The following is a 26,832-nucleotide window of genomic DNA, read 5'->3' on the forward strand; positions in this document are numbered from 1 at the left end:
CCACACCTTCTGTTTACCTTATATATCGGCAGCAGCCCGCCTTTTGACGAGGGCGGGCTGCATTGAAATCTAGAATAAGGACAATTGCTCAATCTCCATATTTTTCAGAAAGCTTCTTCTATGCATAGCGGTAGGTCCGTGCAGCTGCAGCTGTTCACGGTGAAACTTGGTAGCGTAGCCTTTATGTACGGCGATTCCGTATTCCGGATAACGCGTCTCCCATTCCCCTTCGCACAATCTGTCGCGAGTGACCTTGGCAATAATGGAGGCGGCAGCAATGGACTGGCTGTTAGCGTCGCCTTTAATGATGGCACGCTGGGGAATATCGCAATCCACCTTCTCGGCATCAACAAGCAGAAACTGGGGAGTAACAGCCAATTGCTCCATAGCCATCTTCATGGCAAGCCTTGCGGCTTGTTTGATGTTAATTCGGTCAATCGTTTCCGCATCCACCAAACCAACGCCAACCGCCAGCGCCTGTTCCATAATGAGATCATAGAGGGTTTCCCGCTTCTTGGCACTGAGTTTCTTCGAATCATTGATCCCTTCAATCACTAACCCCTCCGGCAAAACAACCGCCGCAGCGACCACATCGCCGAACAAACAGCCGCGGCCTACTTCGTCAATACCTGCAATATGTATATAACGGCTCCAGTACTCACGCTCGTACATTAATAAATCTGTCATAGGTTTAACCCCTTTGGTCCCGAATTACCGCTTGTTTGATGTCTGTACATACGGTGTTTCAAACACGTTCTATCAATCTAGTAACTCTTCTAGATTATCACACTCGCCACAGAGCGTCACCCTTTAACCTCCCTTTCCTGCTGGAGCTGATGCGAAAATGCCGGTCCAAACAAGTCACGCACATCCAAACGAAGTCGATCTTCAGAGTATCTACCGAGTTAAACTAGATAGAATCAATGCAGTCTAATCTCCTCCTGATCTGATCCATAAAAAATAACCATTCCGCCGTTAACCGGCAGAATGGTTATTTTTTGGTTTAAACTAGTGGAGGATAGCTCTCGTTCACCCTATTGAATCAATAAGGGGATTCCATCGAATAACGCCCAAGCTTGCCTGCGCGTAGTTCACGTAGGAAAATGCTCGAGGCTTTTTCCAGATCGACTCTTCCTCCGCTGACGATGCAGCCTCGTTTTCTTCCGATCGCTTCCATTATCGCCACAATTTCATCCGGGTTATCCAGATCTATTGGGCGCTCCTTAAGATCAAAACGTTCGCTCATCGATTCCCAATAATAGTTGGAGAAATATTTGATCGCAAAAAAGGCAATATCCTCTACGTTCAATATTTCCTCTTTGATGGCGCCGGTTACCGCAAGACGATACCCTACATTCTGATCTTCGAATTTTGGCCACAGGATGCCGGGTGTATCCAGCAATTCCATCTCACCACCAGCAACCTTAATCCACTGCTGTCCTTTCGTGACACCCGGACGGTCTCCCGTCTCCGCAATGTTACGACCAGCAAGACGGTTAATCAGCGTGGATTTGCCTACATTCGGTATACCTACAATCAACACACGCATAGCTCGCGGGTTCATGCCCTTGGCTATTTGTTTATCGATCTTCTCTTTCAGCAGCAGCTTAATCTGGTTCGGAATATCCTTAACACCTGTCCCTGTGGATGCATCTACAGGAAAGGCGGTTAGGCCATTTTCCTTGAAGTGGGCTTGCCATTGCCTTGTGACCTCAGGATCTGCCAAATCGGCTTTATTCATAATAATGAGCCGCGGCTTGCCCTGCAAAATCTCGTCAATCATCGGATTTCGGCTTGAGAGCGGAAGCCTCGCATCGGTCAGTTCAATTACAGCATCGATCAGCTTCAGCTTCTCCTGAATTTGGCGGCGCGCTTTGGTCATATGTCCGGGAAACCATTGTATTGTCAAACGTCGTCACCTCTACTTTGCACTGCAAACTTTCATCGTTTCTTTAGCGCCTTGGCTAATGGTTGATGAGCCCTATGTCTTTAATCGGCCAGAAGATCAAGTCTGCTCGCCCGATAATATCCCCCAAAGGAACATATCCTATCATACGGCTGTCCGTGCTGTTGGAGCGGTTATCTCCCATCACAAACACATGACCATCTGGCACAACACCATCCTGAACGAACGAGTTCGGGAAATCTGTGTTATTGTATAATCTGTTTTCAGCATGGGCTTGATCAATCGCTTCCTGTATGTAGGTTTCATTCACAGGCTCCCCATTGACAAGCACTTTATCGCCTTCAACTTTAACCGTATCACCAGCAACTGCGATCACGCGTTTAATGAAATCCCTGCCCTCATCAGGAACATGGAATACGATAACTTCTCCACGCTCGGGTTTACGGATATCATATAAAATCTCATTGACGATCAGCTTCTGATTGGATACAAAGTTAGGTTCCATGGATGGACCCTGCACAATAAACGGTTTAAAGAGAAGCCAGCGAATGAGAACGACGAGAACCAGAGCAATGAGAAGAGCCTTCAGCCATTCTACAAGCTCGTTCTTAGCCTTTTTGGCCGGTTTCCCCACGTTGGTTTCAATTGCCTCCTGGTGTTGATCTTTCTCCATAACCCACCGTCCTTCTCTATAGATCGCTTTCGCATTATAGCGATTTTTGGATATACAAAAGGGGCTTGTATATACGCACAAGCCCCTTTTACCGCCTTGTAATTAACGACGAATTTCTTTAATTCTCGCTGCTTTACCGCGCAGTTCACGAAGATAATAAAGCTTCGCACGACGCACTTTACCACGGCGAGCCACTTCGATTTTATCGATTTTAGGCGAGTTGATTGGGAAAGTTCTTTCCACACCAACACCGTAAGAAATTTTACGAACGGTAAAAGTCTCACTGATTCCGCCACCGCGACGTTTAATTACTACACCTTCAAACAACTGGATACGCTCACGAGTTCCCTCGATAACCTTAACGTGTACTTTTAAAGTATCACCAGGACGAAAGCTCGGAATATCTTTACGAAGTTGTTCTTGAGTAATCGCTTGAACGATATTCATCTATGACTCCCTCCTCTCACACAGGTGTTCTTGCATCTTCCGGAAACTCTATGTATTTCCTTCATTATCCGCAGCGGACCACCGTATTCACAACAAAAGAAATGATAACATATTTTGTAGACCGAATCAAGTGTTTTATCTTTACACCCTCATGCAGAAACCAGCTTTTCCTCCTAGCTCTGGTCCATAAAAAACCACTTCCAGCATGAAAAATCATGCCGAAAGCGGTTAGCCTCACCTTAATTTACGGTTTCTTTCGAGTCGTGCATGCCCTTATGACGCTTGCCATAGTATTCAAGGATGTCATCTACCGTTTGAAATTGAACTTCTGTATTTGTTGTTTCTTCTATTTTCGCTTCATGTTGTTGTCGATGTTCTGCCATGACAAGATGCCTCCCAGTTCTCAAGTGATTCTCCAGTTACATATTACCCATCAACGCAGGAGTTGTATCAGCAATATTAAAAAATATGACACTGAAGTATACAAATCTGGGCTAAGAGCCAATTCTAAAGATAGAAATCCTTGCGCCAGTTTGAGGAGCATTAATCGCTTTGCTGACTGGCGATAAATTATAGAGCCCTACGGTGTTACCGGCACTTAAATTGATGACCGCAGATCCTGATACCTCGGCAGTGGTTGAATTCGAGTTCATGTTCGCCGTACTGGTTATACTCCCATTCACGACGATTCCGAACGTGTTGGGAGCGGTTTGGCCATTTTCGAGCCATATCTGCCAATCTAAATAGTAAAAACCCGCTGTCACAATGGTCAACGTCGTTGTACCATTATATGTTACACCTTGAAGTGTGCTCGTCGAGAATGTTACAGGTGAATTAGTAGCCACATTTTGAGTGACTCCATTACTGGCATACAACACGCTGCCGCCGATAAGCGTATTCGCCTCCGTCGGACCGGTTGGACCTGCTGGACCTGTGGCTCTTGTGACTCCCGTTAACCCAGTACCACCAGTTGCTCCAGTTGCCCCAGTGACTCCAATCGGGCCTGTTACACCGGTTGCTCCAGTAGCACCAGTCGAACCTGTTATTCCGGTTACTCCTGTAATTCCTGTTGCACCAATTTCTCCGGTTGCTCCTGTCGGACCTGTTACACCTGTTGGTCCTGCAGTTCCCGTTGGCCCAGTAGCGCCAGTTGCTCCCGTAGTACCTGTCGGACCTGTTAATCCAGTCACTCCCGTTGTTCCTGTTACTCCTGTAACTCCTGTGGCACCTACTTCTCCCGTCCCTCCAGTTGGGCCTGTTACACCGGTTGCTCCCGTAGCTCCTGTTGGACCCGTAGCTCCCGTTGGCCCGGTAACGCCTGTTGCTCCTGTAGCACCTACTTCTCCGGTTGCTCCAGTCGGGCCTGTTACACCTGTTGGTCCTGCAGTTCCCGTTGGCCCTGTAGCGCCAGTTGCACCCGTAGCACCGGTCATGCCTGTTAATCCAGTCACTCCCGTTGCTCCTGTGACTCCTGTTGCACCAATTTCTCCAGTCGCTCCTGTCGGACCCGTAGCTCCCGTTGGCCCGGTAACGCCTGTTGCTCCTGTAGCACCTACTTCACCCGTCCCTCCAGTTGCGCCTGTTATTCCAGTGGCTCCCGTTGCCCCGGTCTCGCCTACTGCTCCAGTCGCACCGGTTTCACCAGTCGGTCCGGTCGCTCCTGTTATCCCGCCAGGTGCCCCTGGCGGTCCTTCCGGACCTGTTGGACCTGTAGCACCCACCGCACCCGTCGGGCCAGTTGCTCCCTGCACGCCGTCCAATCCGTGCCATCCTGCAGCACCTGCAATGCCTGTCGGGCCAGTCACACCCGTGGCTCCTGTCGCTCCAATCACGCCAGGCTGATCGTTACCTGGCACGCCTTCCAACGTTTCCTGGATCGTGAGACCTTGAACACTTTCAGCGCTCGTCCTTGCAACAGCTGGCAGAGATTGCAGAGCAGCATCTTGGACAGCCACCGGAATGCTTAATGTCGCTATCGTTCCTGAAAGAGCATTCGTATAGTTGATCAACTGTTCATTCAAATGTTCAGGCGACGCCCCATTCTGCAACGATGCATTAATTCCATCCGTTGCTTGTTGCAGCCTGCCCAGCTGTTGTCCGGAACTCCCTAATCTCGCAGCCTGCTGGTTAATTCCCTGAAGTACTTCAGTAAGCTGCTGACGAGACCCGGCCCCTGGATTCGTCGTTGCATTCATAATGTAAAAAGGCAGATTGTTCATTAAATTGATTAGAGGGACAGCATCCGCACTCGGAAACGCATTATCCAGCCTTGATTGAATACCATTTTGCAAAGCAGCGATATCCGGACCTATCTCGCCGCCGACCCCGATTCGTTCTCCATACATTTGAAACAACGTCATGACTTCATTCAATCTTGTTAAAATCCCTTCCAGATTGTCCGAATTGGAAATCCTTGCAATTTGCTGTACAACCTGCCTAAGACCCCGCCGTTCCCGCAGCGAGAACCTCATTTCCGAGACCAGATCGTTAAGGCTCTGCAATTGTATTTTGATAAGTGTGAAATCCTCGTTAACCGGCTGTTCCACAAATGCGTGTAACAGTGATGTTAATTGACGGATCAATGTAACGAATGGAGTGGCTTGGTTCCTTCCGACACGGATTCGTTCGGGTGTAAGTCCCTGAATTACAACCTTGCTGTTCCTACGTTTCCTTCTTTCTTGCCTCAATCGATTTCACCCCTTACGATTAATGCATCCGCAAACGCCTATTTATCACACTATTCAATTCATACGAATTTTGTTCTCAGGTGCAAACATGAAACGTGCAAATTACTACATACTAGCCACATTCAAGAAATAAAAAAAACGAACAGACCTGTGCTTACAGATCTGTTCGTGAGATTAAACAAAAAAGCTTATGAGGATCCCGCTTCTCGCTGAAGCTTGTCTAAATATGCCCGATCCTGCTTGGACAACTCCAGCTTGTCTAACAACTCAGGGCGACGCTCCCATGTCCGCTTAAGCGCCTGTTCCCGACGCCACACGTCAATATTTGCATGATGACCGCTTAACAAAATATCCGGCACTTTCCAGCCGCGAAACTCAGCCGGACGGGTATAGTGCGGATATTCCAGCAGGCCAGTACTGAATGAATCCGTCACCGCTGACGTTTCATTGCCTAGTACACCCGGCAGCAATCGGACCACTGAATCAATGGCAACCATCGCTGGCAGCTCTCCACCGGTAAGCACGTAATCCCCGATGGATAACTCATCGGTAACAAGAAACTCGCGAATCCGTTCATCATAACCTTCGTAATGACCGCATATAAACACCAGATGGTCTTCCTGAGACAACTCTTCGGCCTTTTTCTGCGTAAAGGTCTCTCCTTGCGGACACATCAGAATGACTCGCGGAGGCTTGGCTGTTCCGGAAATTTCCACTGGAATCTTTCCGACAGGATTAGCCCCATCCTCATGATTCGAAATTTCATCCGTATCCGAAGCAAGGATATCCTCTACCGCAGCAAAAATCGGGTCCGGCTTTAACACCATCCCCCCACCGCCGCCATATGGAGTATCATCGACCTGACTGTGCTTATTTCCGGCATACTGGCGGAAGTTGATGGCATTCAAGTTCACAATTTGTTTTTCGGCTGCTTTACCCAGAATACTCGAATGAAACACACCATCGAACATCTCGGGGAACAGCGTCAGCACATCGATCCGCATCGACTATAACAACCCTTCCATGAGATGCACCCGAACAAGCTTCGATTCCTTGTCTACATCAAGTACGACATCCGGTATGGCCGGAAGGAGAACTTCTTTTCCCTCAGGTGTCTTGACAACCCACACATCATTCGCGCCTGGGGTCAAAATTTCGGTGATCAAGCCAAGCTCCTCGGCAGGGTCTTCGTCGGTCATCACCTTGCAGCCAATGATCTCATGGAAATAGTACTCGTTCTCCGGAAGCTCTTCCTGAAGATCCGCTGTGATCTTCAGCAGCGAGCCCTTATATTTTTCAGCATCATTGATGCCATGCAGCTCCTTGAATTTAACGATATACATGTTTTTATGAAAACGAGATGTATCCACCGTTACTTCAATCTTGCTCCCCTTGTCCGGGACAATATACAACTGGCTCTTTGGAGCAAATCGCTGGTCGGCAAAATCCGTATGCGGCATGACTTTAACTTCCCCGCGGATGCCGTGCGTATTCACGATTTTCCCTACAGTTAACAACTTTTCAGACATGGTCTTCCTCCTGCATCACTTAATAAACGTTCTAAGCTGGTTTGACCGGCTGATTTCTTCAGCATGTACGAAAAAGGGCTAGGACATGCATCCTAACCCCCTTTCGTATATTTTAAGAAATGATATCAACGGTCACCCGTTTATCCATTTTAACCGCCGCCGATGTTACGACTGTACGCAATGATTTGGCGATACGCCCTTGTTTGCCTATGACCTTCCCGACATCGTCAGGATGCACGTACAGCTCATATACAATCAAGTGCTCCTTCTCAACGGTTTTCACAGTCACATCTTCTGGATGATCCACTAAAGCCTTAGCAATAACGCGAACTAATTCTTCCATAGATAACCCTCGCGATCAGTCTTATTTCTGATGCTTCAGCTCATGAAACTTCTTCATTACGCCCGCTTTGCTAAGCAAGTTGCGAACCGTGTCAGATGCTTGCGCACCATTTTGAAGCCAGTTCAGTGCTTTCTCTTCATCGATTTTAACTTCAGCCGGTTGAGCAACCGGATTGTAATAACCGATTTCCTCGATAAAACGGCCATCACGTGGGGAACGGGAATCAGAAACCACCACGCGGTAGAAAGGAGCCTTGTGAGCACCCATGCGTTTCAGACGAATACGTACTGCCATTTGAAAATTCACCTCCTTCAAAAAATGTCCATTCGATATGACCGAGACTTAACGGAATGGAAACTTCATGCCTTTCCCACCGGTCAAGCCTTTTAGCTGTTTCATCGCTTTGTTCTTGCCGCCTTTAGGACCCATCATATCCGAGAACTGCTTCATCACGCGGCGCATTTCATCAAACTGCTTGATGAGCCGGTTCACTTCAGCTAGCGAGGTTCCGCTGCCTGCCGCAATCCGTTTACGACGGTTGTGATTGATGATATCAGGCTGCTGCTTCTCCGCTGTTGTCATGGAGTGGACAATTGCCTCGATGCGTCCCATCTGCTTCTCGTCAACCTTGAGATCCTTGGCTTGCTTCATCTTGCCCATGCCCGGAATCATATCCATCAGCTGATCCAGAGGACCGAGCTTCTTGACCTGATCCATCTGCTCCAGGAAATCCTCGAACGTAAATTCGGCATTACGCATTTTACGTTCCATTTCCTTGGCCTTGTCTGCATCAATGTTCGATTGTGCTTTCTCGATAAGAGACAGCATATCACCCATTCCGAGAATCCGCGATGCCATCCGTTCTGGATGGAACGGCTCCAGCGCATCAATCTTCTCGCCAAGCGCCGCGAATTTGATCGGACATCCGGTAACAGCCTTAACCGAGAGGGCGGCACCGCCTCGGGTATCCCCGTCCAGCTTCGTGAGTACGACACCTGTCAGCGTCAATTGCTGATTGAAGCTTTCCGCGACGTTCACCGCATCCTGACCCGTCATTGCGTCAACGACAAGCAGAACTTCGTCAGGATTTACGACGCTGTGAATCTGCTTCAATTCTTCCATCAGCTCTTCATCGACATGAAGGCGACCGGCAGTATCGATAATGACATAATCGTGACCATTATCTTTGGCATGCTGGAGGCCTTGCTTCGCGATTTCCACTGGGCTTGTCTTATCTCCCAGGGAGAACACTGGCACGTTGATCTGATCACCGAGTACTTCGAGCTGCTTGATCGCAGCAGGACGATAGATATCGCCGGCAACAAGCAGCGGTCGGCTGTTCTGCTTCTGAAGCAGCTTGGCCAGCTTGCCCGAAGTCGTTGTCTTACCGGCACCTTGCAAACCGGCCATCATAATGACCGTTGGCGGCTTATTGCTCTTCGCCAGTTTGGCTTGGCTTCCTCCCATCAACTCCGTCAGCTCTTTATTAACGATGTCAATGATCACCATGCCGGGCGTAAAGCTGTCCATCACTTCCTTGCCGATGGCCTTCTCTTTTACTTTGGATACGAAATCCTTAACCACTTTGAAGTTAACGTCGGCTTCGAGAAGCGCGAGCCTTACTTCACGCATGGCGGCTGTTACATCTTCTTCGGACACCTTGCCTTTACCACGAAGCTTGCTGAACACATTCTGTAGTCTGCTGGTCAATCCTTCAAACGCCATATCCGCCACCTCCGTTCATACTTAATCCCATACTTTTAATCGTTCAACCATATCGGTCATTACATTCTTATCATGTTCACCCAGGTCGCTACTCTCCACCATTTCCCGAAACTTATCCAGCTCCCGGATGCGCGTCTCATGCTTGCTCAGGAGCCCCAACTTCTCTTCATAGGACTCGAGCACCTGCTCTGCACGCTTGATATGTTCATAGACGGCCTGACGACTAATCTCAAATTCACCTGCGATTTCTCCAAGGGAAAAATCATCATGGAAATAATATTTCAAAAAGGTCTGCTGTTTCTCTGTCAGCAGCTGCTCATAGAAATCGAACAGCAAATTGATCCGGTTCGTTTTCTCGAGCCGATTCTCCTGACTCATTTAAGGGCACCCCCCTCGTCAAGGAAAAACACTTTACAGTTCGCTTAACGAACCTTATCATACAAAAAACAAAGAAGGATGTCAAGCCATTTCCCTTGTCATCCTTCTTCATGTTTAGGAAGCCTTCATCCTGCCCGTTCAACCGATAGGAAGAAGGTAGATCAGTATCGCAAAAAAGTGGAGAATCGAACCCGCCAGCACAAACAAATGCCAGATGGCATGATGGTAAGGAAAACCCCGCCATACATAGAATATAGTGCCCAGTGTGTACAGCACGCCCCCAATGGCAAGCAAATTCATACCTTGCGGCGCTACAACCGCCGTTAACGGATTCCAGGCAATGACGATCAACCAGCCCATCGCAATGTAAAATACCGTGGAGAGGAACAGAAACTTCTTGACGAAGAATGCTTTAAATACGACACCAAACAGCGCAACGCCCCATACGATCCCGAAGAGACTCCAGCCCAGCGTTCCCCGTATGGCAACCAGCAGGAAAGGCGTATACGTCCCTGCGATAAACAAGTAAATGGAGGAGTGGTCCATAAACTCAAAGAAATCCTTAGCTTTCCCGTCTCTCAAGCCGTGTACGAGCGTTGAGCTCAAATACAGCAGGAGCATCGTCGATCCGTAGATCGTAAAGCTAACCACATGCCAGGCAGTGCCCTTCAAACTTGAAAAAACAATCAGGAGCACCAGTGCTGCAACGCTTAGTGCCGCTCCTATGCCATGTGTTATTGCATTCGCTATCTCTTCTCTGCGTGGATATGTGTAAGTATTGGCCATAACAGGTATCCTTTCGCTTGAAATCTTATACTTCATTATACGCGCTGCGGGCATGCAAAATCAAAACCGCCCACTATATCAGCCGCCCCGCGATTGGAAGAATTGCTGGATGGCGCTGACGATTTGGCGGGACGCAGTGCCGTCGCCAAACGGATTATGGGCTTTTGACATGCTGCGGTACGCTTCCTTATCCGTCAGCAGCTGCTCTATTCCTGCCTGAACTACTTCACACTTCGTGCCGACGCATTTTAGGGTACCGGCCGTCAATCCTTCCGGGCGTTCGGTTTTATCCCTCAGTACCAGAACCGGCTTCCCTAGTGACGGCGCTTCCTCCTGTATGCCGCCGGAATCCGTCAAGACCAGATAGGAACGCTGCATGATATGATGCAGATCTACCACATCGAGCGGTTCGGTCAAGTGGATTCGCTCGTGCCCCTCAAGCTCTTGCGCGACCGCCTCCTGCAGCACAGGGTTCGGATGGACCGGATATATCACTTCAATGTCAGGGTGCTTCTGGATCACCCGCTTCACCGCCTCAAACACCCCTTTCATCGGTTCTCCCCAATTCTCCCTGCGATGCATGGTCATCAGTATGAGTCGGCTATTTTTCCGTAACTTGCGCTGTATCGGATGCTCAAAAGGAGCCTGAAGCGTCCACTTCATCGCATCGATTCCCGTGTTTCCCGTTACATATACGTGAGCCGAACGGTTCTCAGCTTTGAGATTTGATGCGGACAGTGCCGTCGGGGCAAAATGCATATCCGCCACTCTGCCGATCCACTCGCGGTTCATCTCCTCTGGAAACGGCGCGTATTTATCATACGTCCGCAGCCCTGCTTCCACATGTCCCACCGGAATCTTCGCGTAATAAGCTGCTAAAGCACCGATAAATGCTGTCGTTGTATCCCCGTGGACCAGCACAAGATCATATTTTCTCGCTTGGAATACCTTCTCCATCCCTTTTAGCAGATCAGCGCTCAGACTGTATAAGGATTGCCCTTCCTTCATGATATTCAGATCCGTTTGCGTCTGGATTTCAAAAAACGAAGCACCTGATCCAGCATCGCCCGGTGCTGGGCGGTTACGCTTACGATTGGAGTTAATCCCGGGGCTGACTCCAATTCCTTAACCAAAGGTGCCATTTTGATCGCTTCCGGCCGCGTTCCGAATATAACAAGAACATTTTTCTGATTCACGAACCTTCACTCCCCCTCATTTTATATGAAAAGATAGATCTGAACCTCATATTTTAAGCATTATATGGAAAATTGATAGATTCGTTCCGGTCATGAATATGCTTGTAGAAATCAACCATTTTTTTGGTCATTCGGCTCATTCGTCCAATTCTATGAAGCTAGCAATGCATATATTATCCCGAGTACAAAGAAAGGAGGAAACCTCTTGGCTGTTATCATTTATCCGAGAACGATGAACTGGTCGTATATGAAACAGAGACCGCAGCAGCTAATGGCTCAATTGGGCGCGCTTGGTCATCAGGTTTTCTTCGAAAACCTGGCACCGCTGGATAAGGAGTTCAAAGAAATTGAACCAAATGTGTTCCTATTCACAGATACCAAAACATTTCTGCACAAAAAACTGCCTGCCCTTCGCAAAGAACATCCGATTGTCGTCTGGACGACCTGGTCTAAACTCCGTACGCGCATTTCTACACTTTTCAAACCCGACATCACAATTTACGACTGCTGTGATGAATTTCCGCATTGGGCAAAATATGAACCTAAAATGATTGATGAAGCGGACCATGTCGTATGTACCGCAGAGGTGATTCACACCCGGTTGTCCCTGGCTTATCCGGATAAACCGCTTACCCTGATCCCGAATGGCGCTGACTTCTCATTTTTTCATATTCCATTCAGTGAAAGGCCCGCCGATCTCCCTCCGGGTCCTGTTGTCGCTTATATCGGCGCCTGGGCGTATTGGGTAGATCATGAGCTGTTTGCTAAGGCGGCCCTTCGTTTTCCAAACGTCCAATTCGTTTCCATTGGAGCTCCTTACGGCAGCTCCGGCGATTATTCGAAGCTTCCCAATGTGCATATACTCGGTGAAAAGCCGCACCAGGAGCTCAAACGTTATCTGACTCATATTGACGTTGCTTTGATCCCCTTCCAATACCATCCGATTACGCTGGCTACCAATCCAATCAAGGCGTACGAGTATATGGCATCCGGTGTTCGCGTACTATCAACAGCTCTGCCGGAATGCATTGCCATGGAGCCGCATGTTACCACAGCGACAACCCATGATGATTTCTTGGGCAAGCTGTCCTCCATGCTGCATCACCCGGATACAGCAGAGCATAAGCTGGCACGCATTGCCTACGCCAGAGAGAATCGCTGGGTTGAACGCGGATTGAAAGCCGATCAAGTGATTCGGCAGGCCATCCTGGACAAAGGCATGAGCTCCCATTGAAACCCTATGCCAAACTATGTACGCAGCCATTCGGCTACAGAGCCACCGATACGTTTACCTATCGTGAACAAATTATTCAGGAAATCTCACAAATAGACCGTGAGTGGATTCTATGGGGCGGTAGCTTGTCCTTTTCCAATAAGAGCGCACAGACTTCCATTCCGATGCCAACCCCAATTCCAGATCATATTGTCTGTATATGCATGAACGGTGCCCCGCTGTATTGGAGAAAATCCTGGCTACTTGCTGCTCTTACCTACTGGAATAACAGGCTTCCGGCTGCCAAATTTCTGCCTTACGATCTGCTGCCTGAAGACTCAAGCCTTACGATGCATCTGGACCCAACGCAAAATCCCCCGTATCAAAAGGATCTGGAGTATATTCTCCCTATTCTGTCCGCAACAAGGATGCGAGATAACACCACCAGCTCCAAAGGGTCTTTATCCCCTGAAATTCCCCCGCAGCCTGTCGTCTCCATTCTTATGAGCATTCACAATATGAAGAACACTTTAGGCTGGAGCATCCGTTCCGTGTTGGCACAATCAAGCGATAACTGGGAGCTGCTAATAGGTGATGATGGCTCTGAAGACGATAGTCTGGAGGAAGCCTGTGCTTATCTTGACAGCAGAATTCGGGTTCTGTCTCAATCGTGTAACCGCGGAAAGGCGATCATGATGAATCGGCTGCTTTTCGAAGCAGAGGGTCAATATATTCTGGAATTGGATGGCGATGACTGGCTGGCTCCCGATGCGGCCGCACTCCTGTCCAAAGCGCTTGACAACAATCCGGACAGCATGATGGCCACGGGCCGGTATGGATGCTGGGAACGCACCCGGCAGCTCGGTCCTCTATGGAGAAGAAACGTTGATTCGGGCAAGCTTTATTCGGCGTGGTCTACTTCCTTAAATCAAACGAATCTACACGGCCACCCGCTCGTCCCCCGTATGTATCGAAAGTCATCCCTAATCGACATTGGCGGCTGGTGGGATCGGGAGGATCGCTTCGGACGCATCTTCGAAGATATCGATGTCATTACCAGGCTTCTTAAGCACAGCTCACCGATTCAGGTCGATGCCGTATTGTATCATCGCGTCATTTATGGCAGCAGTACCAGCCAACGTAACCGCGGCCTCTTCGAAGCCTGGTGTCAGCAAGCACACAAGAGTTAGACAGCGCTTGAAAAGGAGGTGATACGTACATGCATATTGCCGCTTCTGGGTACTATGGAATGGGAAACTTCGGTGATGATTTATTTCTTCACACCCTTCGCCAAGTATTCCATGATCATCACGTCTATCCCTGGAACTCCCGATTGGATCCCCGTCAGACGGATGCCTTCATCATCGGTGGCGGAGATTTAATTACACCCTACTCGTTCAGTCCCTATTACTTCCCCCCTCAGCTCGTAGGACAGCCCACTTGGGTCTATGGCGTCGGCATTGTGGATGCCTACCCCGAACACACCTGGCCTGAAGAGCAGGTATCCGCCTATCGGGATATCATCTCCAAGGCCAACCACGCGGTGTTCCGGGATGAACGATCGTCGGCCATCGCCAAACGGGCAGGCTTCCACCGGAATGTCGAAACAGCCCCTGACATGGTATTCGGTTATCGTCAGCCCGATATCCCGGTGAAACGTTTCTCTAAACGTCCAACGATTGGCGTCGTTGTGTTTTCCTATGAATCATTTCCGATGGACAACATGACCAAACTGCTGGCACATCTTATCGCCAAAGGCTATCATGCCGTCCTTATCCCGGTCATTCATCATCCGGGCAACGCGTACTCCGATTACAACACATGTCTGCAATTGCAGCAAAAGGTAAAGGAGTCCACACCTGGCGCTTTCATTGAGACGCTGCCGTTTCTTATGGACATTGAGCTCACTTACCGTTTCATTCAATCTGTCGACTATTTGATATCTTTCAAGCTTCACCCGTCGCTAGCCGCTTTACGTGGCGGCAAGCCTGTACTGGCGCTTAGCACCATGAGCAAAGTGCATAGCCTGCTGAGCTCTTTTCACCTCGGTCAGTACTTTACGGATTATCGTCAACCACTGGATGTTCTGATCGATAAAACCGAAACCTTCCTTAAATACGGCCCTGGTCATGTACAGCAGATTATGCCCATGATCCGCGCGGCGGAGGAAGAAAGCACTGCTTCGCTTCTGGATTTAAAGAAGCATATCGAAGAGCACAACCGTTGGTAATACAGAAAGGAGAATGACTATGTGTTGCTTCCTGTTCTGCAGAAGACTTGCAAGGCGAGTCAAGATGTTAACACGGCAGGTCGAACTTCTATGCCAGGAAACCAGCCAATTAACCGAACGGGTAGAATCATTGGAAAGTCAGGTCCTCACGGGTTTAACGATTAATCCGGAGCTGACTCAATTTTTCGAAGTCCGTACCGGCCAACAAGTCCGGGTCAGCACAACGTTTGTCACGTTGGAAGGGGTCGTTTTGGCTACTGCTGAAGATGGTGTTCAGCTCCGTGAGGCATCTGGTGACCTTGTGCTGATTCCATTCGCCAATATTACTTCCGTTCAGTAATTCCTTCGAATGATGCTGGATCCTCAGCTTCAAACTTTCATTACGGCAAGGAGGTTAACCGATATGCGCTACGTGGATTGGCTGCAGGGATTTATCGGCTCGGAAACTGAAGTAACGGTGTCCGGAGATGTGATCATTGGCACGCTTACCAGAGTGGGCGAAGGAACCATCACCTTAAAAGTACCGCCAATTATCTATGGTCCTCCTACAGATACGGCCATCATCCCGCTTCGTTCAATTGAATTTGTTCGGATCGTCTCTTCATAAAAAGCATGTGCCCGCAGATCGAGCCGAACATGAAGAAGGACCGAAAGTATATCTTTCGGTCCTTCTATATACATATTCGATTAGACCAGTGTCTAGTCTTGTTGTTCTACAGCATTCTCTTCTTCTTTAATCAAACCCGCGAAGAGGGCATGAACGAACTGCTCGGAGTCAAAGGTCTGGAGGTCGCCCATTTTCTCTCCCAAGCCTACCAGTTTCACCGGAAGATTCAACTCTTGACGAATCGCGATCACGATGCCGCCCTTAGCCGTGCCATCCAGCTTGGTTAATACGAGGCCGGTCACGCCGCTCTTCTCCCCAAACAGCTTCGCTTGGCTCAGCGCATTCTGTCCTGTCGTCGCATCAAGGACCATCAGTACCTCATGCGGAGCACTCGGAATTTCACGCTGAATGACGCGGAAGATTTTATTCAACTCTTCCATCAGATTCGTTTTGTTCTGAAGGCGTCCCGCCGTATCACAGAGCAGAACATCCGCTTGCCGCTGCTTGGCCGCTTGAACCGCATCGAACATAACAGCTGCCGGGTCTGAGCCGGGCTGCTGTTTAATGACTTCAACGCCAACCCGTTCTCCCCAGACTTCCAGCTGTTCAATCGCACCTGCACGGAACGTGTCGCCCGCTGCGAGCAAAACCTTCTTGCCCTCCTGCTTGTAACGATGCGCCAGCTTGCCAATCGTAGTTGTTTTACCGACTCCGTTAACGCCGACAAACAGAATGACCGTAATGCCATCCGGATTCTCCCGCAGCTCATTGCTGCTGTCATCACGAAGGAGTCCCATCAGCTTCTCTGACAATACTGGCTGCAGATCGGCAGCGTCTTCAATCCGCCGTTTCTTCACTTCGGCACGAAGATCGTCCATCAGATCCATCACGGTATTCACGCCGACATCAGCACCAATCAGAATCTCTTCCAATTCCTCGTAGAATTCTTCATCAATTTTTTTTCGGCGAATCACCAGGTCCGACACTTTCTCGATAAAACCCTTCCGAGTTTTCTCGAGTCCGTCGCGGAACTGTTTTGTTACGTTTTCCGTTTTGCTGGAAATGCTCTCTTTTAACTTCTTAAAAAAGCTCATACGTACCCTCCATGTCGTTATGTTAAATTAGGCAATCTCCGCTTCCTCATTCTCAAGTTTGACAGACACCAGCTTCGACACGCCGCCTTCTTCCATTGTGACGCCGTACAGCACATCCGCCTCTTCCATCGTCCCTTTGCGGTGGGTGACCACAATAAACTGCGTTTGTTCAGAGAACTCCCGCAAATATTGGGCAAATCGGACCACGTTCGCTTCATCCAGCGCCGCTTCGACCTCATCCAGTACGCAGAACGGAACCGGCTTCACCTGCAAAATGGCAAATAGCAGCGCCATAGCGGTTAATGCACGCTCTCCGCCGGAGAGCAGCTGCAGATTTTGCAGCTTCTTGCCAGGGGGCTGTGCGACGATATCGATCCCCGTCTCAAGCAATCGATCCGGATCGATCAGGACCAGGTCGGCTCTTCCGCCTCCGAACAACTTCGTAAATACCGTGCCGAACTCGCGCCGGATCGCATCGAACGTCAGCTTGAAGCGCTTGGACATTTCATCGTCCATTTCCTTAATGACCTGGTACAGCGTTGTCTTCGCTTCAACCAGATCCGCCTTTTGCTCACTCAAGAACAGATATCTCTCATTGACACGCTGATACTCTTCAATGGCCCCAAGATTCACATCTCCGAGGGAAGTTATCGACCTCTTCAAATCACGCACTTCGTTCTGAGCGGCAGTGATGTCTTCCGGAATCGGATACCGCTGCTTGGCAAGCTCATAACTCAGCTCATAGTCCTCGCTTAATTTCTTCAATATATTCTCAAGCTCAACATCGAGCCGGTTTACCCCAATCTCGGTCTGGCGAAGCTGATCATCCACGGACCGCAGCTGCGTGCGCTGTTCCTTGGTTTCGCTCTCTTCCAGCTCCAGCTTCCGGCTTAGCGCGGTGCGTGCAGCCCGTTTGAATTCAAGCTGCTGCGTCGCCTCTTCCTTCTTCAGCTTGTACTGGTTCAGATCCTCGATCTGCTTCACGCTTTCGCTTTCGTTCTGATTCAGATCGGCTTGAACGGAGGCCAGCATCGTGCGGTTCTGCTTCTGCTCCTTCTCATGGTTGTCGACATCCGACTGAAGGCGCTTGAGCTGTTCCTCCAGTGAGAAGGTTTCCTGATCCAGCTTTCCTTCGCGAACCTTGAGGTTCGTCAACTGACTCTGAAGCTCTTCCTTCGCCGATTCATTTGCTTTCCGGGCAAACTCTGCAGCTTGGATGGCCAGATGGGTTGATTTCTCTTCTTCCTCCAGCTCGGACAACAGCTTCTGCGCGCGTTCACGGCTTGCCTGAATCTCTTTGGCTTCCTTCTCTTGACTGCTCTTCTCTTCCCCTGCCAGCTCGGCTTGTTCGAGGACGTGGCGCAGCTCATGCTCAAGCTGCTTGCGGTCCCCTGCAGCCTGCTGTTCCTCAATCCGCTTATCGTCTCCGGCTTTACGGAGCTCGTCCAGCTTATCCTGAGATTCAATCATTTGATTCCGGACGCTTTCAATGCCCTGCTGCAGCTTCTCCAGCTGCTTCTCGGTTTCCGAAATTTCCTGATCCAGCTGCTCCAACTGACGCTTGCGTCCCAGCAGACTGTTCGTTTTCTTGTGCTGACTACCGCCTGTCATGGATCCGCCTGCATTGACCACGTCTCCCTCGAGCGTGACTACACGGAAGCGATAGGAGAATCTGGCGGCAATTTTGTTCGCTTGCTCCAAGGTCTCGGCGATGACGACATTGCCTAAAAGGCTGCCGACGATGTTGCTATATCTGGAATCATACTTCACCAACTCGGAGCCAAAACCTACAAACCCGGCTTCCCCTTCTGCCAAATGCCGGTCGGATGCGGATACATTCCGCGGACGAATGACGTCCAGAGGCAGAAAGGTCGCCCGACCTAACTGGCGCTGCTTCAGGAAGGCAATCGCCTGCCTGGATACGGATTCATTCTCCATGACGATATGCTGAACCGATGCGCCAAGGGCGGTCTCCATCGCAAGCTCAAGCTTTTCCGGTACACGAATAAGCTCGGCCACAGCACCATGGACGCCATGGAGCACGGATTTGCGGGATGCCTTCAGCACTTCCTTAACACCTAGCATAAATCCGTCAAAATCGTCCTGAAGCTCTTTCATGGTATCGCGGCGGGAAATTTGCGCTTCTCGCTTCTGCTCCCATTTCCGAAGGGCTCCCTGCGTCTCTTCCTGTAATTTCTGCAGGGATTGATATCGCTCGCTCTCGCTGATATAACCGCTGCGAAGGTCGGCAATCTCTTTACCGAAGCGTTCAATGCTTCGATCGATACTCTCTTTGCGGCGGAGCAAATCCTCTTTCAGGGCTTCCCACTTACCTGACTCTTCTTGTGCTCGATTCATCCGCCGGTCCAGCGCCTCCTGCTGTTGGTCCGCATACCGGATTTCATTCCGCGCTTGAGCCATTTGGTTCATAAGCTCCAGCAAATTCCCCTTCAAGCTCTCTTCCTGCTGCTGACTGATTCCGCCGGTTACGCCCACCAGCTTCGCTTCTTCCGCTGACAGCTGATCCCGCACCTGGGTTAATTCCTGCTGGAGCTCTTGCAGCTTGCTCTTCATGCTCGCAAGCTCGCTTACGCGCTCTCCCAAACGATGATCGCCTGATTGCAAACTTTCTTCCAGCTGCTCGCGCGTACGTTCCAGGTTACGGCGGCGCTCCTTAAGCACCTCGCCATAGCCTTCGCTCTTCTCAAACAGCTCGCTGAATTGGAGCAGCTGGCTCTGCAGATCCTCAACTTCCTGCTCCAGTTGGCGCAGTGCCGATCTGTCACTCTCCAGCTTGGCATCATGCGCGGATACAACGGTGGACAGAGCAAGCTGCTCTTCCTTCAGCTGCTCCAGCTTGGCATTGGCCTCGCTCCATGAGGTATGTATCTGTTCGATCTGATACACATACAGAGAGATTTCCTTGTGCTTCAGCTCTTCCCGAAGTTCCTTGTAGCGAATAGCCTTCTCGGACTGCTCTTTCAGCGGTCCGATCTGATCCTCAAGCTCTGTGACCAAGTCGTGGATACGAAGCAGGTTTTGCTCCGTTTCATCCAGCTTGCGTACAGACTCTTTTTTACGAGATTTATATTTAACGATCCCGGATGCTTCCTCAAAAATCCCCCGGCGATCTTCTGAACGTGTACTCAGAATTTCCTCAATGCGACCTTGTCCAATGATGGAATAGGCTTCTTTACCGATTCCGGTATCCATGAACAGCTCCGTAATATCCTTGAGTCGGCACGATTGCCGATTAATGAAATACTCGCTGTCCCCGCTGCGGTGCACCCGTCTGGTTACGGTTACCTCATTAAAATCCAGCGGCAGCACATGGTCCTCGTTGTCCAGCGTAAGGGAGACCTCTCCATAATTAACCGCTTTGCGCGCATCACTCCCGGCAAAGATAATATCCTCCATCTTGCCGCCGCGAAGCGATTTGGCACTTTGCTCGCCGAGAACCCAGCGGATCCCATCTGAAATGTTGCTCTTACCGCTGCCATTCGGACCTACAACGGCTGTAATTCCCCGGACAAATTCCATCTCCGTCTTGTCGGCAAACGATTTAAATCCTGCTAACTCGATCCGTTTCAAAAACATATTCGATCTATCACCTCTCCTGCTATTGTACCACAAGTAGAATCGGCTTCACCGCCGTCTTTGGACGAGGTCCATTAACGTAATAAGCAGCGTCCCTTTATAAAGACAGACAACGAAAAGAGCAAAAAACAGTCATCCTATCCGGGTCCGGTTATCCGCTTGACTGCTCTTTGCTCTTTGTTTGTCATCACATCAGCGAAGCTTTAGGCATCCGCACGTTTCAGCTGCTTTAGGGCTACTGCCGCTGCCTGCTGCTCGGCTTCTTTCTTGGATCTGCCGCTTCCACGTCCAAGACATTCGCTTCCCATGTAAACCTCCGAGACAAACTCCCGCTCATGTGCCGGTCCTCGCTCTTCTACGATACGATATTCCAGTGCGCCCATGCCGTGATGCTGGGTCAGTTCCTGAAGCTCGGTCTTATAATCGCTCATCTGCGGACGACCGTTGACGGTCACCGTGGGAAAGACATGGTCGCTTAAAAACCGGCGAACCGCTTCCAATCCCTGATCCAGATAAAGCGCCCCCACAAATGACTCAAATACGTCTGCCAGAAGAGCCGGGCGGGTTCGACCGCCCGTCATTTCCTCTCCTTTGCCTAGCAGAACGTAACGTCCAAAATCCAGACCTACAGCGAATTGAACCAAGGAAGGCTCGCATACGATAGCGGCCCGCAGCTTGGTTAACTCACCTTCCGGACGGTCCGGAAATAGGTTGTATAAGAATTCGCTCACCGTCAGCTCCAGAACAGCATCCCCGAGAAATTCAAGACGCTCGTTGTCCTGGCTCTGACTGAAGCGATGTTCGTTTACATAAGATGCGTGGGTAAAGGCCTGCTTCAGCAGCATTGCATTGCGAAACTGGATTTGAAGTTTATGCTGTAACTGCTTCAGATCTCCACTCAACACACTGTCCCCTTACTCGGCGTATTTTTTCAGGATAATCGTAGCATTATGCCCGCCAAATCCAAACGAATTGGACATGACGATATCCAAATCGGCTTTACGCGGGTGATTCGGTACATAGTCAAGATCACACTCCGGATCTTGATCCTCCAGGTTAATCGTTGGTGCAATGATTTGGTTCTTCAAGCTCAGTCCGCAGATAACGGCCTCAACGCCGCCAGCAGCCCCAAGCAAATGACCTGTCATCGACTTGGTTGAACTAACGGCCACTTTATAGGCATGGTCACCGAGAGCCATCTTAACGGCCTTCGTTTCCGAGCGGTCACCCACCGGCGTTGAAGTCCCGTGAGCATTAATGTAATCCACTTCCTCTGGCGCAATGCCTGCGTCACGAATCGCCATCTTCATGCAGCGGGCTGCTCCATCCGGATCCGGCTCGGTAATATGATGGGCATCGGCACTAAGGCCATAGCCAACCACCTCGGCATAAATGTTGGCACCGCGTTTCAACGCATGCTCCAGGGATTCGATCACAAGTACGCCAGCGCCTTCACCCATTACAAAACCGTCGCGGCCCGTATCGAATGGCCGGCTGGCTTTCTCCGGCTCGTCATTGCGGGTTGACATTGCACGCATAGCGCAGAAACCAGCCATCCCTGTTGGACGAATGGTTGCCTCCGCCCCGCCGCAGATCATGACATCCGCATCACCACGCTGAATCAGACGATATGAATCGCCGATCGAATGTGTTCCGGTAGCACAAGCCGTAACCTGTGTGGTGTTCGGACCCTTGGCTCCCAGATTGATCGACATCTGGCCTGAGGCCATGTTTGCGATCATCATCGGAATAAAGAATGGGCTTACACGTTTCGGGCCCTTCTCGAGCAGGATATTATGCTGATCCTCCCAAGTTCCCAAACCGCCGATACCCGATCCGATCGATACGCCAACACGCTCTGCATCGGCATTCACTCCAATTTCAAGACCACTGTCCTCAAGCGCCTTCGAACCGGCTGCCACCGCAAGCTGTACAAATCGGTCCATCCTGCGGGCTTCTTTGCGATCCATGTAATCCTCAGGATTAAAATCCTTCATGGATGCTGCGATTTGCGTTGTGTAATCACTCACATCAAATGCTTCGATGCGGGATACGCCAGACTTGCCTTCCATCAAACTGTTCCAGAATGTATCCAGGTCTTGACCAATCGAGGTCATGACTCCCATTCCTGTTACAACGACTCTATGTTTCAAACAGACTCACCTCTATGTGGACTGCCCGTCCATCTATGAAGCCGCACACGCAGACTCATGATAACGAAGGCAGTAATAATCTATCACTTGTTCGTGCTAAAGCTTGGATTGAATGTGGAGAAGTCCCGTCTTGCTAAAGAACGGGACTTAACTGTAATGACTTAGGTATGAGATTGTATGTAATTTACAACTTCACCTACGGTCGTAATTTTCTCCGCATCTTCATCAGAGATCTCCATATCAAACTCATCTTCCAACTCCATCACCAATTCAACTACATCGAGAGAATCAGCTCCAAGGTCGTCTTTGAAAGATGCTTCTAATGTTACGTCGGCTTCGTCAACACCCAGGCGGTCGATAACGATGCGTTTCACGCGTTCCAATACATCGGACATCCGGCTCACCTCCTCTTGGTAATTATACGAGATATGACTTCAAATTGCCATAGAAGGCATTTGAAAACGATTTAATGCCCGGCGGCCAGCGCCGGAACAGTAGCGGCGTCTACATATACATGCCGCCATCCACATGCAGCACTTGTCCAGTCATATAGGATGCACTGGAAGATGCTAGAAAAGCAACCACGCCGGCAATCTCCTCCGGCTGACCCAGTCGGGCGAGCGGAATTCCGCCAAGCAGGCCTTCCCGCATGTCCTCAGGAAGTTCCCGTGTCATATCGGTATCGATAAAACCAGGAGCCACAGCATTCACCGTAATCCCGCGGGAAGCCAATTCCCGCGCGGCTGATTTGGTCAGACCGATGACTCCGGCTTTGGCCGCAACATAGTTGGCTTGCCCCGGATTACCAAGCGCTCCGACAACGGAGGATATATTGATAATGCGTCCATAACGTTGTTTCATCATGGGACGCGTCACCGCCTTAAGACAATTGAATACCCCTTTAAGATTCGTTTCGATCACCTGATCGAACTCCTCTTCCTTCATCCGCATGATTAGATTATCTCTAGTAATCCCTGCATTATTCACCAGGATATCAATTCGACCAAAAGTCTCCATCACCTGCTTTACCATGGCATCGGCTTCTTCAGTCCGTCCAACGTTGGATTTAACCGCGATGGCCGATACGCCCTTTGCGCGAATCGCCTCCACAACCTCGGCTGCGGCCGCTTCGCTTCCTGCATAATTGACAGCAACGTTAGCGCCCAGATCAGCAAGTCCAAGAGCAATGCTCCGGCCAATGCCGCGGGAAGCACCCGTAACAAGCGCAGTCTGTCCTTTTAGAGCTTCACTCATACCTATTCCTCCTTTCCAGAGTGATCTGGTTTTTATCAACCGTTATTTATACTACGGTCTCCAAACTGCTGACGCTGTCCAGACTATTTACATTAATGACTTTGACGGATTTGTCAATCTTCTTGATCAAACCGCTGAGTACACTGCCAGGACCAATCTCGACGAAGGTATCCACGCCTTGAGCGATCATCCATTCCACGCTGTCATGCCATAACACAGGGGAGTATACCTGTTCCACCAGCAAACCGCGGATGGCAGCGGCATCTTCCACCGAACGCGCCGTCACATTGGCAACTACCGGCACGGAAGGGGTATTAAACGCAGCCTGCTCCAGTTTACCAGCCAGCCGGTCAGCCGCCTCCTTCATCAAGGTCGAATGGAAGGGTCCGCTAACCTCCAGGGGGATAGCCCGCTTGCCGCCAGCTTCCTTCACTCTTTCTGCAGCAGCTGCGACGCCTTGAGCTGAACCCGAGATGACGATTTGCCCCGGACAGTTCATGTTCGCAAGTTCTACAACATGTCCCTCTGCCGAAATGCGCTTGCACAGCTCGGACAAAGCCTCACGGTCTGCGCCAAGCACGGCTGCCATTGCGCCTTGACCTCCGGGAACGGCTGCCTCCATGTATTCTCCGCGGGCTCTAACGATCGACACAGCTTCTTCGAACGAAAGCACGCCTGCACATACAAGTGCACTGTATTCGCCGAGGGAATGGCCCGCAACGTAATCCGGTTCGATCCCCTTTCCGCGAATGGCTTCCAGGTAAGCCATGCTGGTTGCGAGTAGAGCTGGCTGAGTGTTTACCGTTTGTTTCAAATCTTCATCAGGACCATTAAAAATAATGGAGCTGAGCGGAAATCCAAGCTGATCATCCGCGGCTAGAAAAAGATCCCTTGCGGCAGGAACCGCATCATAGGCATCCTTACCCATTCCGACGGACTGAGCGCCTTGACCAGGAAATATAAATGCTGTTTTACCCAAAATCGTGAGCTCCCTTCTCTTATTTCACTAGGCCTAAAAGCTGTTATGTTTACCAGATAAGTACGGAGGAACCCCATGTTAATCCGCCACCAAACCCAACCATCAACACCTTGTCTCCTTCTTTCAGGCGGCCGGACTCCTGTGCTTCGACAAGAGCTAACGGCACGGAAGCGGCTGAGGTATTGGCGTATTTATCAACATTGATCATGACTTTCTCTTCCGGAAGCTCCAATCGCTCCATGGCAGATTTAATAATCCGGATGTTGGCTTGATGAGGAATGAATAAGTCGATATCCTTTTTGTCGATGCCTGCTTTGGATAATACAGCTTCCGTGGCAGATCCCATTACCCGTACCGCAAATTTGAACACTTCGCGGCCGTTCATATAAATAAAGTGTTTATTCGTGTTAATTGTTTCAGCAGAAGCCGGCAATCTCGAACCGCCTGCCTCAATGTACAGATGCGCTCCACCTGCACCTTCCGCACCAAGATCAAAGGCTTGGAACCCGCGGCCTTCCGGCACTTCGCCGACAATCGCCGCTCCGGCACCGTCGCCAAATAGAACGCAGGTATTACGGTCGGTATAGTCCGTAATGCGGGACAAGCAGTCCACTCCGATCACCAAAGCATTGTTGTACATGCCCGTCTTCACGAAATTTGTAGCTGTAGCCAGGCCGTATACAAATCCCGAGCAAGCAGCCGACAGGTCAAATGCCGCCGCCTTTTTGGCTCCAAGCCGATCCTGAAGCAAACATGCGGTCGATGGAAAGAACATATCCGGCGTAATGGTAGCCACAATAATCAAGTCCAGATCCTCGGCGTTCATTCCGGCTGATTTCAACGCGTTCACAGCAGCGTGGTAAGCCAAATCCGACGTCGCTTCATTTGGAGCGGCAATATGCCGTTCCCGGATTCCCGTCATCGAGACAATCCATTCATCGCTTGTATCTACCATTTTCTCTAAATCATGATTTGACAATATTTTTTCAGGTACGTATTTGCCTGTGCCAATAATACCGACTGGACGCAAATTGTTCATTTCCTCACTCACTTCCCGCTGATTTCATTCGAAATACTCTCTACCAATCGGTTCTGCAGCGCCGTCCGCGCTTGGCGAACTCCATTCTTGATGGCGTTCGCATCCGATGAACCATGGCTCTTAACGACCAGACCGCCCAGACCAAGCAGAGGCGCTCCGCCATGCTCCTTATAATCAAGCGTCGATTTCAGGCTGCGAAGCTCTGGCATCATCAAGGCGGCAGCCATCTTGGTCTTAAGAGACTTGCTGAACTGCTCCTTCAACAGCGAAAAGAGTGCGCCAGCTGTTCCTTCAATCGATTTCAACAAAATATTGCCCGAGAACCCGTCACATACGAGTACATCACAAACACCGTTCATGACATCGCGGGACTCAACATTGCCAACAAAATGAATGGGCAGCTCCTCCAGCAACGGATAAGCATGCTTCGTCAGTTCATTGCCCTTGCCCGGCTCGGTACCGACATTTAACAGCCCGACCCGAGGTTTGGTGATTCCATGCACCTTCTCGCGATACAGGCTGCCCATTAATGCGTACTGCTGCAGATGCTCAGGCTTCGAATCCATATTCGCTCCAAGATCCAAGGCGAGCATCCCCTTGCCATCGAGAGTAGGAATCATTGGCGCAAGCGCAGGCCGCTCAATCCCCTTCATCCTGCCCACGACGAGTAGTCCGGTCGTCATGAGGGCCCCCGTATTGCCTGCCGAGATCATGGCATCGGCTTCACCTTCGCGAATCATGCGCCCCGCCACAACCATTGAAGCATCCTTCTTCCGGCGGACAGCCTTTACCGGCTCATCCTCCGCTTCTATGACTTCACTTGCATGAACCACCTTCAGATTGGACGGTTTGTCCTTCAACAGTGCTCCAATCTGCGCTTCATCCCCTACGAGAATGATCTCGGTATCGCTCCATTCCTGTGCAGCAATGAGCGCGCCTTCGACGTTACTCTGGGGAGCGTTGTCGCCGCCCATCGCATCAATCGCAATTCTCATG

27 protein-coding genes and 1 pseudogene are annotated in these 26,832 nt (G+C 50.2%); 5 read left to right on the forward strand and 23 right to left on the reverse strand.

Going from position 1 to position 26,832, the window contains the following annotated elements; translation table 11 throughout:
* Nucleotides 1-69: 69 nt before the first annotated feature.
* The 14 genes and pseudogenes from ACOZB4_RS11085 to wecB all read right to left on the reverse strand — a co-directional run bounded on the left by ACOZB4_RS11085 (nucleotide 70) and on the right by wecB (nucleotide 11,616).
* Nucleotides 70-687, reverse strand: coding sequence for a ribonuclease HII (locus ACOZB4_RS11085; RefSeq protein ID WP_076325012.1), 618 nt, complete (start codon nucleotides 685-687; stop codon nucleotides 70-72).
* A 355-nt stretch (nucleotides 688-1,042) separates the two neighbouring features.
* Nucleotides 1,043-1,909: a ribosome biogenesis GTPase YlqF gene (ylqF, locus tag ACOZB4_RS11090; RefSeq protein WP_379404724.1), complete on the reverse strand. Its 867-nt coding sequence runs from the start codon at nucleotides 1,907-1,909 to the stop codon at nucleotides 1,043-1,045.
* Between the two features lie 55 nt (nucleotides 1,910-1,964).
* Complete coding sequence (lepB, locus tag ACOZB4_RS11095; RefSeq protein ID WP_076325014.1) at nucleotides 1,965-2,579, reverse strand: signal peptidase I; 615 nt, start codon at nucleotides 2,577-2,579, stop codon at nucleotides 1,965-1,967.
* A gap of 102 nt (nucleotides 2,580-2,681) precedes the next feature.
* A complete protein-coding gene (gene rplS, locus ACOZB4_RS11100) occupies nucleotides 2,682-3,026 on the reverse strand; it encodes a 50S ribosomal protein L19 (RefSeq protein ID WP_015736355.1) in 345 nt (114 codons plus the stop codon).
* Between the two features lie 239 nt (nucleotides 3,027-3,265).
* Nucleotides 3,266-3,409 (reverse strand): hypothetical protein, encoded by a 144-nt coding sequence (locus ACOZB4_RS11105; RefSeq protein ID WP_179090702.1) that lies wholly within the window; start codon nucleotides 3,407-3,409, stop codon nucleotides 3,266-3,268.
* 111 nt (nucleotides 3,410-3,520) lie between these two features.
* Entirely contained in the window at nucleotides 3,521-5,713 is a 2,193-nt protein-coding gene (locus ACOZB4_RS11110) for a collagen-like repeat preface domain-containing protein (protein ID WP_422759538.1), read from the reverse strand.
* Between the two features lie 188 nt (nucleotides 5,714-5,901).
* On the reverse strand, nucleotides 5,902-6,717 hold the full coding sequence (gene trmD / locus ACOZB4_RS11115) for a tRNA (guanosine(37)-N1)-methyltransferase TrmD (protein ID WP_379404729.1): 816 nt from the start codon (nucleotides 6,715-6,717) through the stop codon (nucleotides 5,902-5,904).
* A gap of 3 nt (nucleotides 6,718-6,720) precedes the next feature.
* Nucleotides 6,721-7,242: a ribosome maturation factor RimM gene (rimM, locus tag ACOZB4_RS11120; protein ID WP_076325016.1), complete on the reverse strand. Its 522-nt coding sequence runs from the start codon at nucleotides 7,240-7,242 to the stop codon at nucleotides 6,721-6,723.
* A 112-nt stretch (nucleotides 7,243-7,354) separates the two neighbouring features.
* The gene (locus ACOZB4_RS11125) at nucleotides 7,355-7,585 is read right to left on the reverse strand and encodes a KH domain-containing protein (protein WP_006211360.1); all 231 of its coding nucleotides are present in this window, start codon (nucleotides 7,583-7,585) and stop codon (nucleotides 7,355-7,357) included.
* 21 nt (nucleotides 7,586-7,606) lie between these two features.
* Complete coding sequence (gene rpsP / locus ACOZB4_RS11130) at nucleotides 7,607-7,879, reverse strand: 30S ribosomal protein S16 (protein WP_006211361.1); 273 nt, start codon at nucleotides 7,877-7,879, stop codon at nucleotides 7,607-7,609.
* Between the two features lie 48 nt (nucleotides 7,880-7,927).
* Entirely contained in the window at nucleotides 7,928-9,310 is a 1,383-nt protein-coding gene (gene ffh / locus ACOZB4_RS11135; protein ID WP_076325017.1) for a signal recognition particle protein, read from the reverse strand.
* A gap of 21 nt (nucleotides 9,311-9,331) precedes the next feature.
* Nucleotides 9,332-9,688 (reverse strand): putative DNA-binding protein, encoded by a 357-nt coding sequence (locus ACOZB4_RS11140; RefSeq protein WP_076325018.1) that lies wholly within the window; start codon nucleotides 9,686-9,688, stop codon nucleotides 9,332-9,334.
* Between the two features lie 138 nt (nucleotides 9,689-9,826).
* Nucleotides 9,827-10,474: a PAQR family membrane homeostasis protein TrhA gene (gene trhA, locus ACOZB4_RS11145; RefSeq protein WP_076325253.1), complete on the reverse strand. Its 648-nt coding sequence runs from the start codon at nucleotides 10,472-10,474 to the stop codon at nucleotides 9,827-9,829.
* 78 nt (nucleotides 10,475-10,552) lie between these two features.
* Nucleotides 10,553-11,616: pseudogene (gene wecB, locus ACOZB4_RS11150) on the reverse strand (non-hydrolyzing UDP-N-acetylglucosamine 2-epimerase).
* A 259-nt stretch (nucleotides 11,617-11,875) separates the two neighbouring features.
* Here wecB and ACOZB4_RS11155 point away from each other — a divergent pair.
* From ACOZB4_RS11155 to ACOZB4_RS11175, 5 genes are all read left to right on the forward strand, one after another.
* On the forward strand, nucleotides 11,876-12,904 hold the full coding sequence (locus ACOZB4_RS11155) for a glycosyltransferase (protein WP_379404733.1): 1,029 nt from the start codon (nucleotides 11,876-11,878) through the stop codon (nucleotides 12,902-12,904).
* Nucleotides 12,901-14,073: a glycosyltransferase family 2 protein gene (locus tag ACOZB4_RS11160; RefSeq protein WP_379404735.1), complete on the forward strand. Its 1,173-nt coding sequence runs from the start codon at nucleotides 12,901-12,903 to the stop codon at nucleotides 14,071-14,073. Before ACOZB4_RS11155 ends, ACOZB4_RS11160 begins: the two co-directional genes overlap by 4 nt.
* Nucleotides 14,074-14,102: 29 nt before the next feature.
* Nucleotides 14,103-15,113, forward strand: a complete 1,011-nt coding sequence (locus ACOZB4_RS11165) for a polysaccharide pyruvyl transferase family protein (protein ID WP_379404737.1) — start codon at nucleotides 14,103-14,105, stop codon at nucleotides 15,111-15,113.
* A gap of 64 nt (nucleotides 15,114-15,177) precedes the next feature.
* On the forward strand, nucleotides 15,178-15,453 hold the full coding sequence (locus tag ACOZB4_RS11170) for a hypothetical protein (protein WP_379404739.1): 276 nt from the start codon (nucleotides 15,178-15,180) through the stop codon (nucleotides 15,451-15,453).
* Between the two features lie 63 nt (nucleotides 15,454-15,516).
* Nucleotides 15,517-15,720, forward strand: coding sequence for a hypothetical protein (locus tag ACOZB4_RS11175; protein WP_379404741.1), 204 nt, complete (start codon nucleotides 15,517-15,519; stop codon nucleotides 15,718-15,720).
* A 92-nt stretch (nucleotides 15,721-15,812) separates the two neighbouring features.
* Here the strand turns inward: ACOZB4_RS11175 and ftsY are convergent, their stop codons facing one another.
* The 9 genes from ftsY to plsX form a co-directional block, all read right to left on the reverse strand.
* Nucleotides 15,813-16,814 carry a signal recognition particle-docking protein FtsY gene (ftsY, locus tag ACOZB4_RS11180; protein ID WP_098747111.1) on the reverse strand — a complete coding sequence of 334 codons (1,002 nt, stop codon included), beginning with the start codon at nucleotides 16,812-16,814 and terminating at the stop codon, nucleotides 15,813-15,815.
* A 27-nt stretch (nucleotides 16,815-16,841) separates the two neighbouring features.
* Nucleotides 16,842-20,411 carry a chromosome segregation protein SMC gene (gene smc / locus ACOZB4_RS11185; protein ID WP_098747114.1) on the reverse strand — a complete coding sequence of 1,190 codons (3,570 nt, stop codon included), beginning with the start codon at nucleotides 20,409-20,411 and terminating at the stop codon, nucleotides 16,842-16,844.
* A gap of 203 nt (nucleotides 20,412-20,614) precedes the next feature.
* Nucleotides 20,615-21,313, reverse strand: a complete 699-nt coding sequence (rnc, locus tag ACOZB4_RS11190; RefSeq protein WP_071220044.1) for a ribonuclease III — start codon at nucleotides 21,311-21,313, stop codon at nucleotides 20,615-20,617.
* 12 nt (nucleotides 21,314-21,325) lie between these two features.
* Complete coding sequence (gene fabF, locus ACOZB4_RS11195) at nucleotides 21,326-22,564, reverse strand: beta-ketoacyl-ACP synthase II (RefSeq protein ID WP_076325026.1); 1,239 nt, start codon at nucleotides 22,562-22,564, stop codon at nucleotides 21,326-21,328.
* 161 nt (nucleotides 22,565-22,725) lie between these two features.
* Nucleotides 22,726-22,959 (reverse strand): acyl carrier protein, encoded by a 234-nt coding sequence (gene acpP, locus ACOZB4_RS11200; RefSeq protein ID WP_006211375.1) that lies wholly within the window; start codon nucleotides 22,957-22,959, stop codon nucleotides 22,726-22,728.
* Between the two features lie 109 nt (nucleotides 22,960-23,068).
* Nucleotides 23,069-23,818 carry a 3-oxoacyl-[acyl-carrier-protein] reductase gene (gene fabG, locus ACOZB4_RS11205; RefSeq protein WP_379404745.1) on the reverse strand — a complete coding sequence of 250 codons (750 nt, stop codon included), beginning with the start codon at nucleotides 23,816-23,818 and terminating at the stop codon, nucleotides 23,069-23,071.
* Between the two features lie 46 nt (nucleotides 23,819-23,864).
* Nucleotides 23,865-24,797 (reverse strand): ACP S-malonyltransferase, encoded by a 933-nt coding sequence (fabD, locus tag ACOZB4_RS11210; protein ID WP_339266273.1) that lies wholly within the window; start codon nucleotides 24,795-24,797, stop codon nucleotides 23,865-23,867.
* A 49-nt stretch (nucleotides 24,798-24,846) separates the two neighbouring features.
* A complete protein-coding gene (locus ACOZB4_RS11215) occupies nucleotides 24,847-25,836 on the reverse strand; it encodes a beta-ketoacyl-ACP synthase III (protein ID WP_339266275.1) in 990 nt (329 codons plus the stop codon).
* 8 nt (nucleotides 25,837-25,844) lie between these two features.
* Entirely contained in the window at nucleotides 25,845-26,831 is a 987-nt protein-coding gene (plsX, locus tag ACOZB4_RS11220; protein ID WP_215156350.1) for a phosphate acyltransferase PlsX, read from the reverse strand.
* Between the last annotated feature and the right edge of the window lies 1 nt (nucleotide 26,832).

It is taken from the genome of Paenibacillus sp. NPDC058898, from assembly GCF_049316025.1.
Taxonomy (GTDB): domain Bacteria; phylum Bacillota; class Bacilli; order Paenibacillales; family Paenibacillaceae; genus Paenibacillus_AQ.

Coding starts and splice junctions, on each gene's coding strand:
- ACOZB4_RS11165 (WP_379404737.1), top strand. CDS start 14,103: ATGCATATTGCCGCTTCTGGGTACTATGGAATGGGAAACTTCGGTGAT.
- smc (WP_098747114.1), bottom strand. CDS start 20,411: ATGTTTTTGAAACGGATCGAGTTAGCAGGATTTAAATCGTTTGCCGAC.
- ACOZB4_RS11105 (WP_179090702.1), bottom strand. CDS start 3,409: ATGGCAGAACATCGACAACAACATGAAGCGAAAATAGAAGAAACAACA.
- ACOZB4_RS11125 (WP_006211360.1), bottom strand. CDS start 7,585: ATGGAAGAATTAGTTCGCGTTATTGCTAAGGCTTTAGTGGATCATCCA.
- ACOZB4_RS11215 (WP_339266275.1), bottom strand. CDS start 25,836: ATGAACAATTTGCGTCCAGTCGGTATTATTGGCACAGGCAAATACGTA.
- ACOZB4_RS11085 (WP_076325012.1), bottom strand. CDS start 687: ATGACAGATTTATTAATGTACGAGCGTGAGTACTGGAGCCGTTATATA.
- ACOZB4_RS11140 (WP_076325018.1), bottom strand. CDS start 9,688: ATGAGTCAGGAGAATCGGCTCGAGAAAACGAACCGGATCAATTTGCTG.
- lepB (WP_076325014.1), bottom strand. CDS start 2,579: ATGGAGAAAGATCAACACCAGGAGGCAATTGAAACCAACGTGGGGAAA.
- rplS (WP_015736355.1), bottom strand. CDS start 3,026: ATGAATATCGTTCAAGCGATTACTCAAGAACAACTTCGTAAAGATATT.
- fabG (WP_379404745.1), bottom strand. CDS start 23,818: ATGAGTGAAGCTCTAAAAGGACAGACTGCGCTTGTTACGGGTGCTTCC.
- plsX (WP_215156350.1), bottom strand. CDS start 26,831: ATGAGAATTGCGATTGATGCGATGGGCGGCGACAACGCTCCCCAGAGT.
- ftsY (WP_098747111.1), bottom strand. CDS start 16,814: ATGAGCTTTTTTAAGAAGTTAAAAGAGAGCATTTCCAGCAAAACGGAA.
- acpP (WP_006211375.1), bottom strand. CDS start 22,959: ATGTCCGATGTATTGGAACGCGTGAAACGCATCGTTATCGACCGCCTG.
- ACOZB4_RS11175 (WP_379404741.1), top strand. CDS start 15,517: ATGCGCTACGTGGATTGGCTGCAGGGATTTATCGGCTCGGAAACTGAA.
- ACOZB4_RS11170 (WP_379404739.1), top strand. CDS start 15,178: ATGTTAACACGGCAGGTCGAACTTCTATGCCAGGAAACCAGCCAATTA.
- rpsP (WP_006211361.1), bottom strand. CDS start 7,879: ATGGCAGTACGTATTCGTCTGAAACGCATGGGTGCTCACAAGGCTCCT.
- trmD (WP_379404729.1), bottom strand. CDS start 6,717: ATGCGGATCGATGTGCTGACGCTGTTCCCCGAGATGTTCGATGGTGTG.
- rimM (WP_076325016.1), bottom strand. CDS start 7,242: ATGTCTGAAAAGTTGTTAACTGTAGGGAAAATCGTGAATACGCACGGC.
- ffh (WP_076325017.1), bottom strand. CDS start 9,310: ATGGCGTTTGAAGGATTGACCAGCAGACTACAGAATGTGTTCAGCAAG.
- trhA (WP_076325253.1), bottom strand. CDS start 10,474: ATGGCCAATACTTACACATATCCACGCAGAGAAGAGATAGCGAATGCA.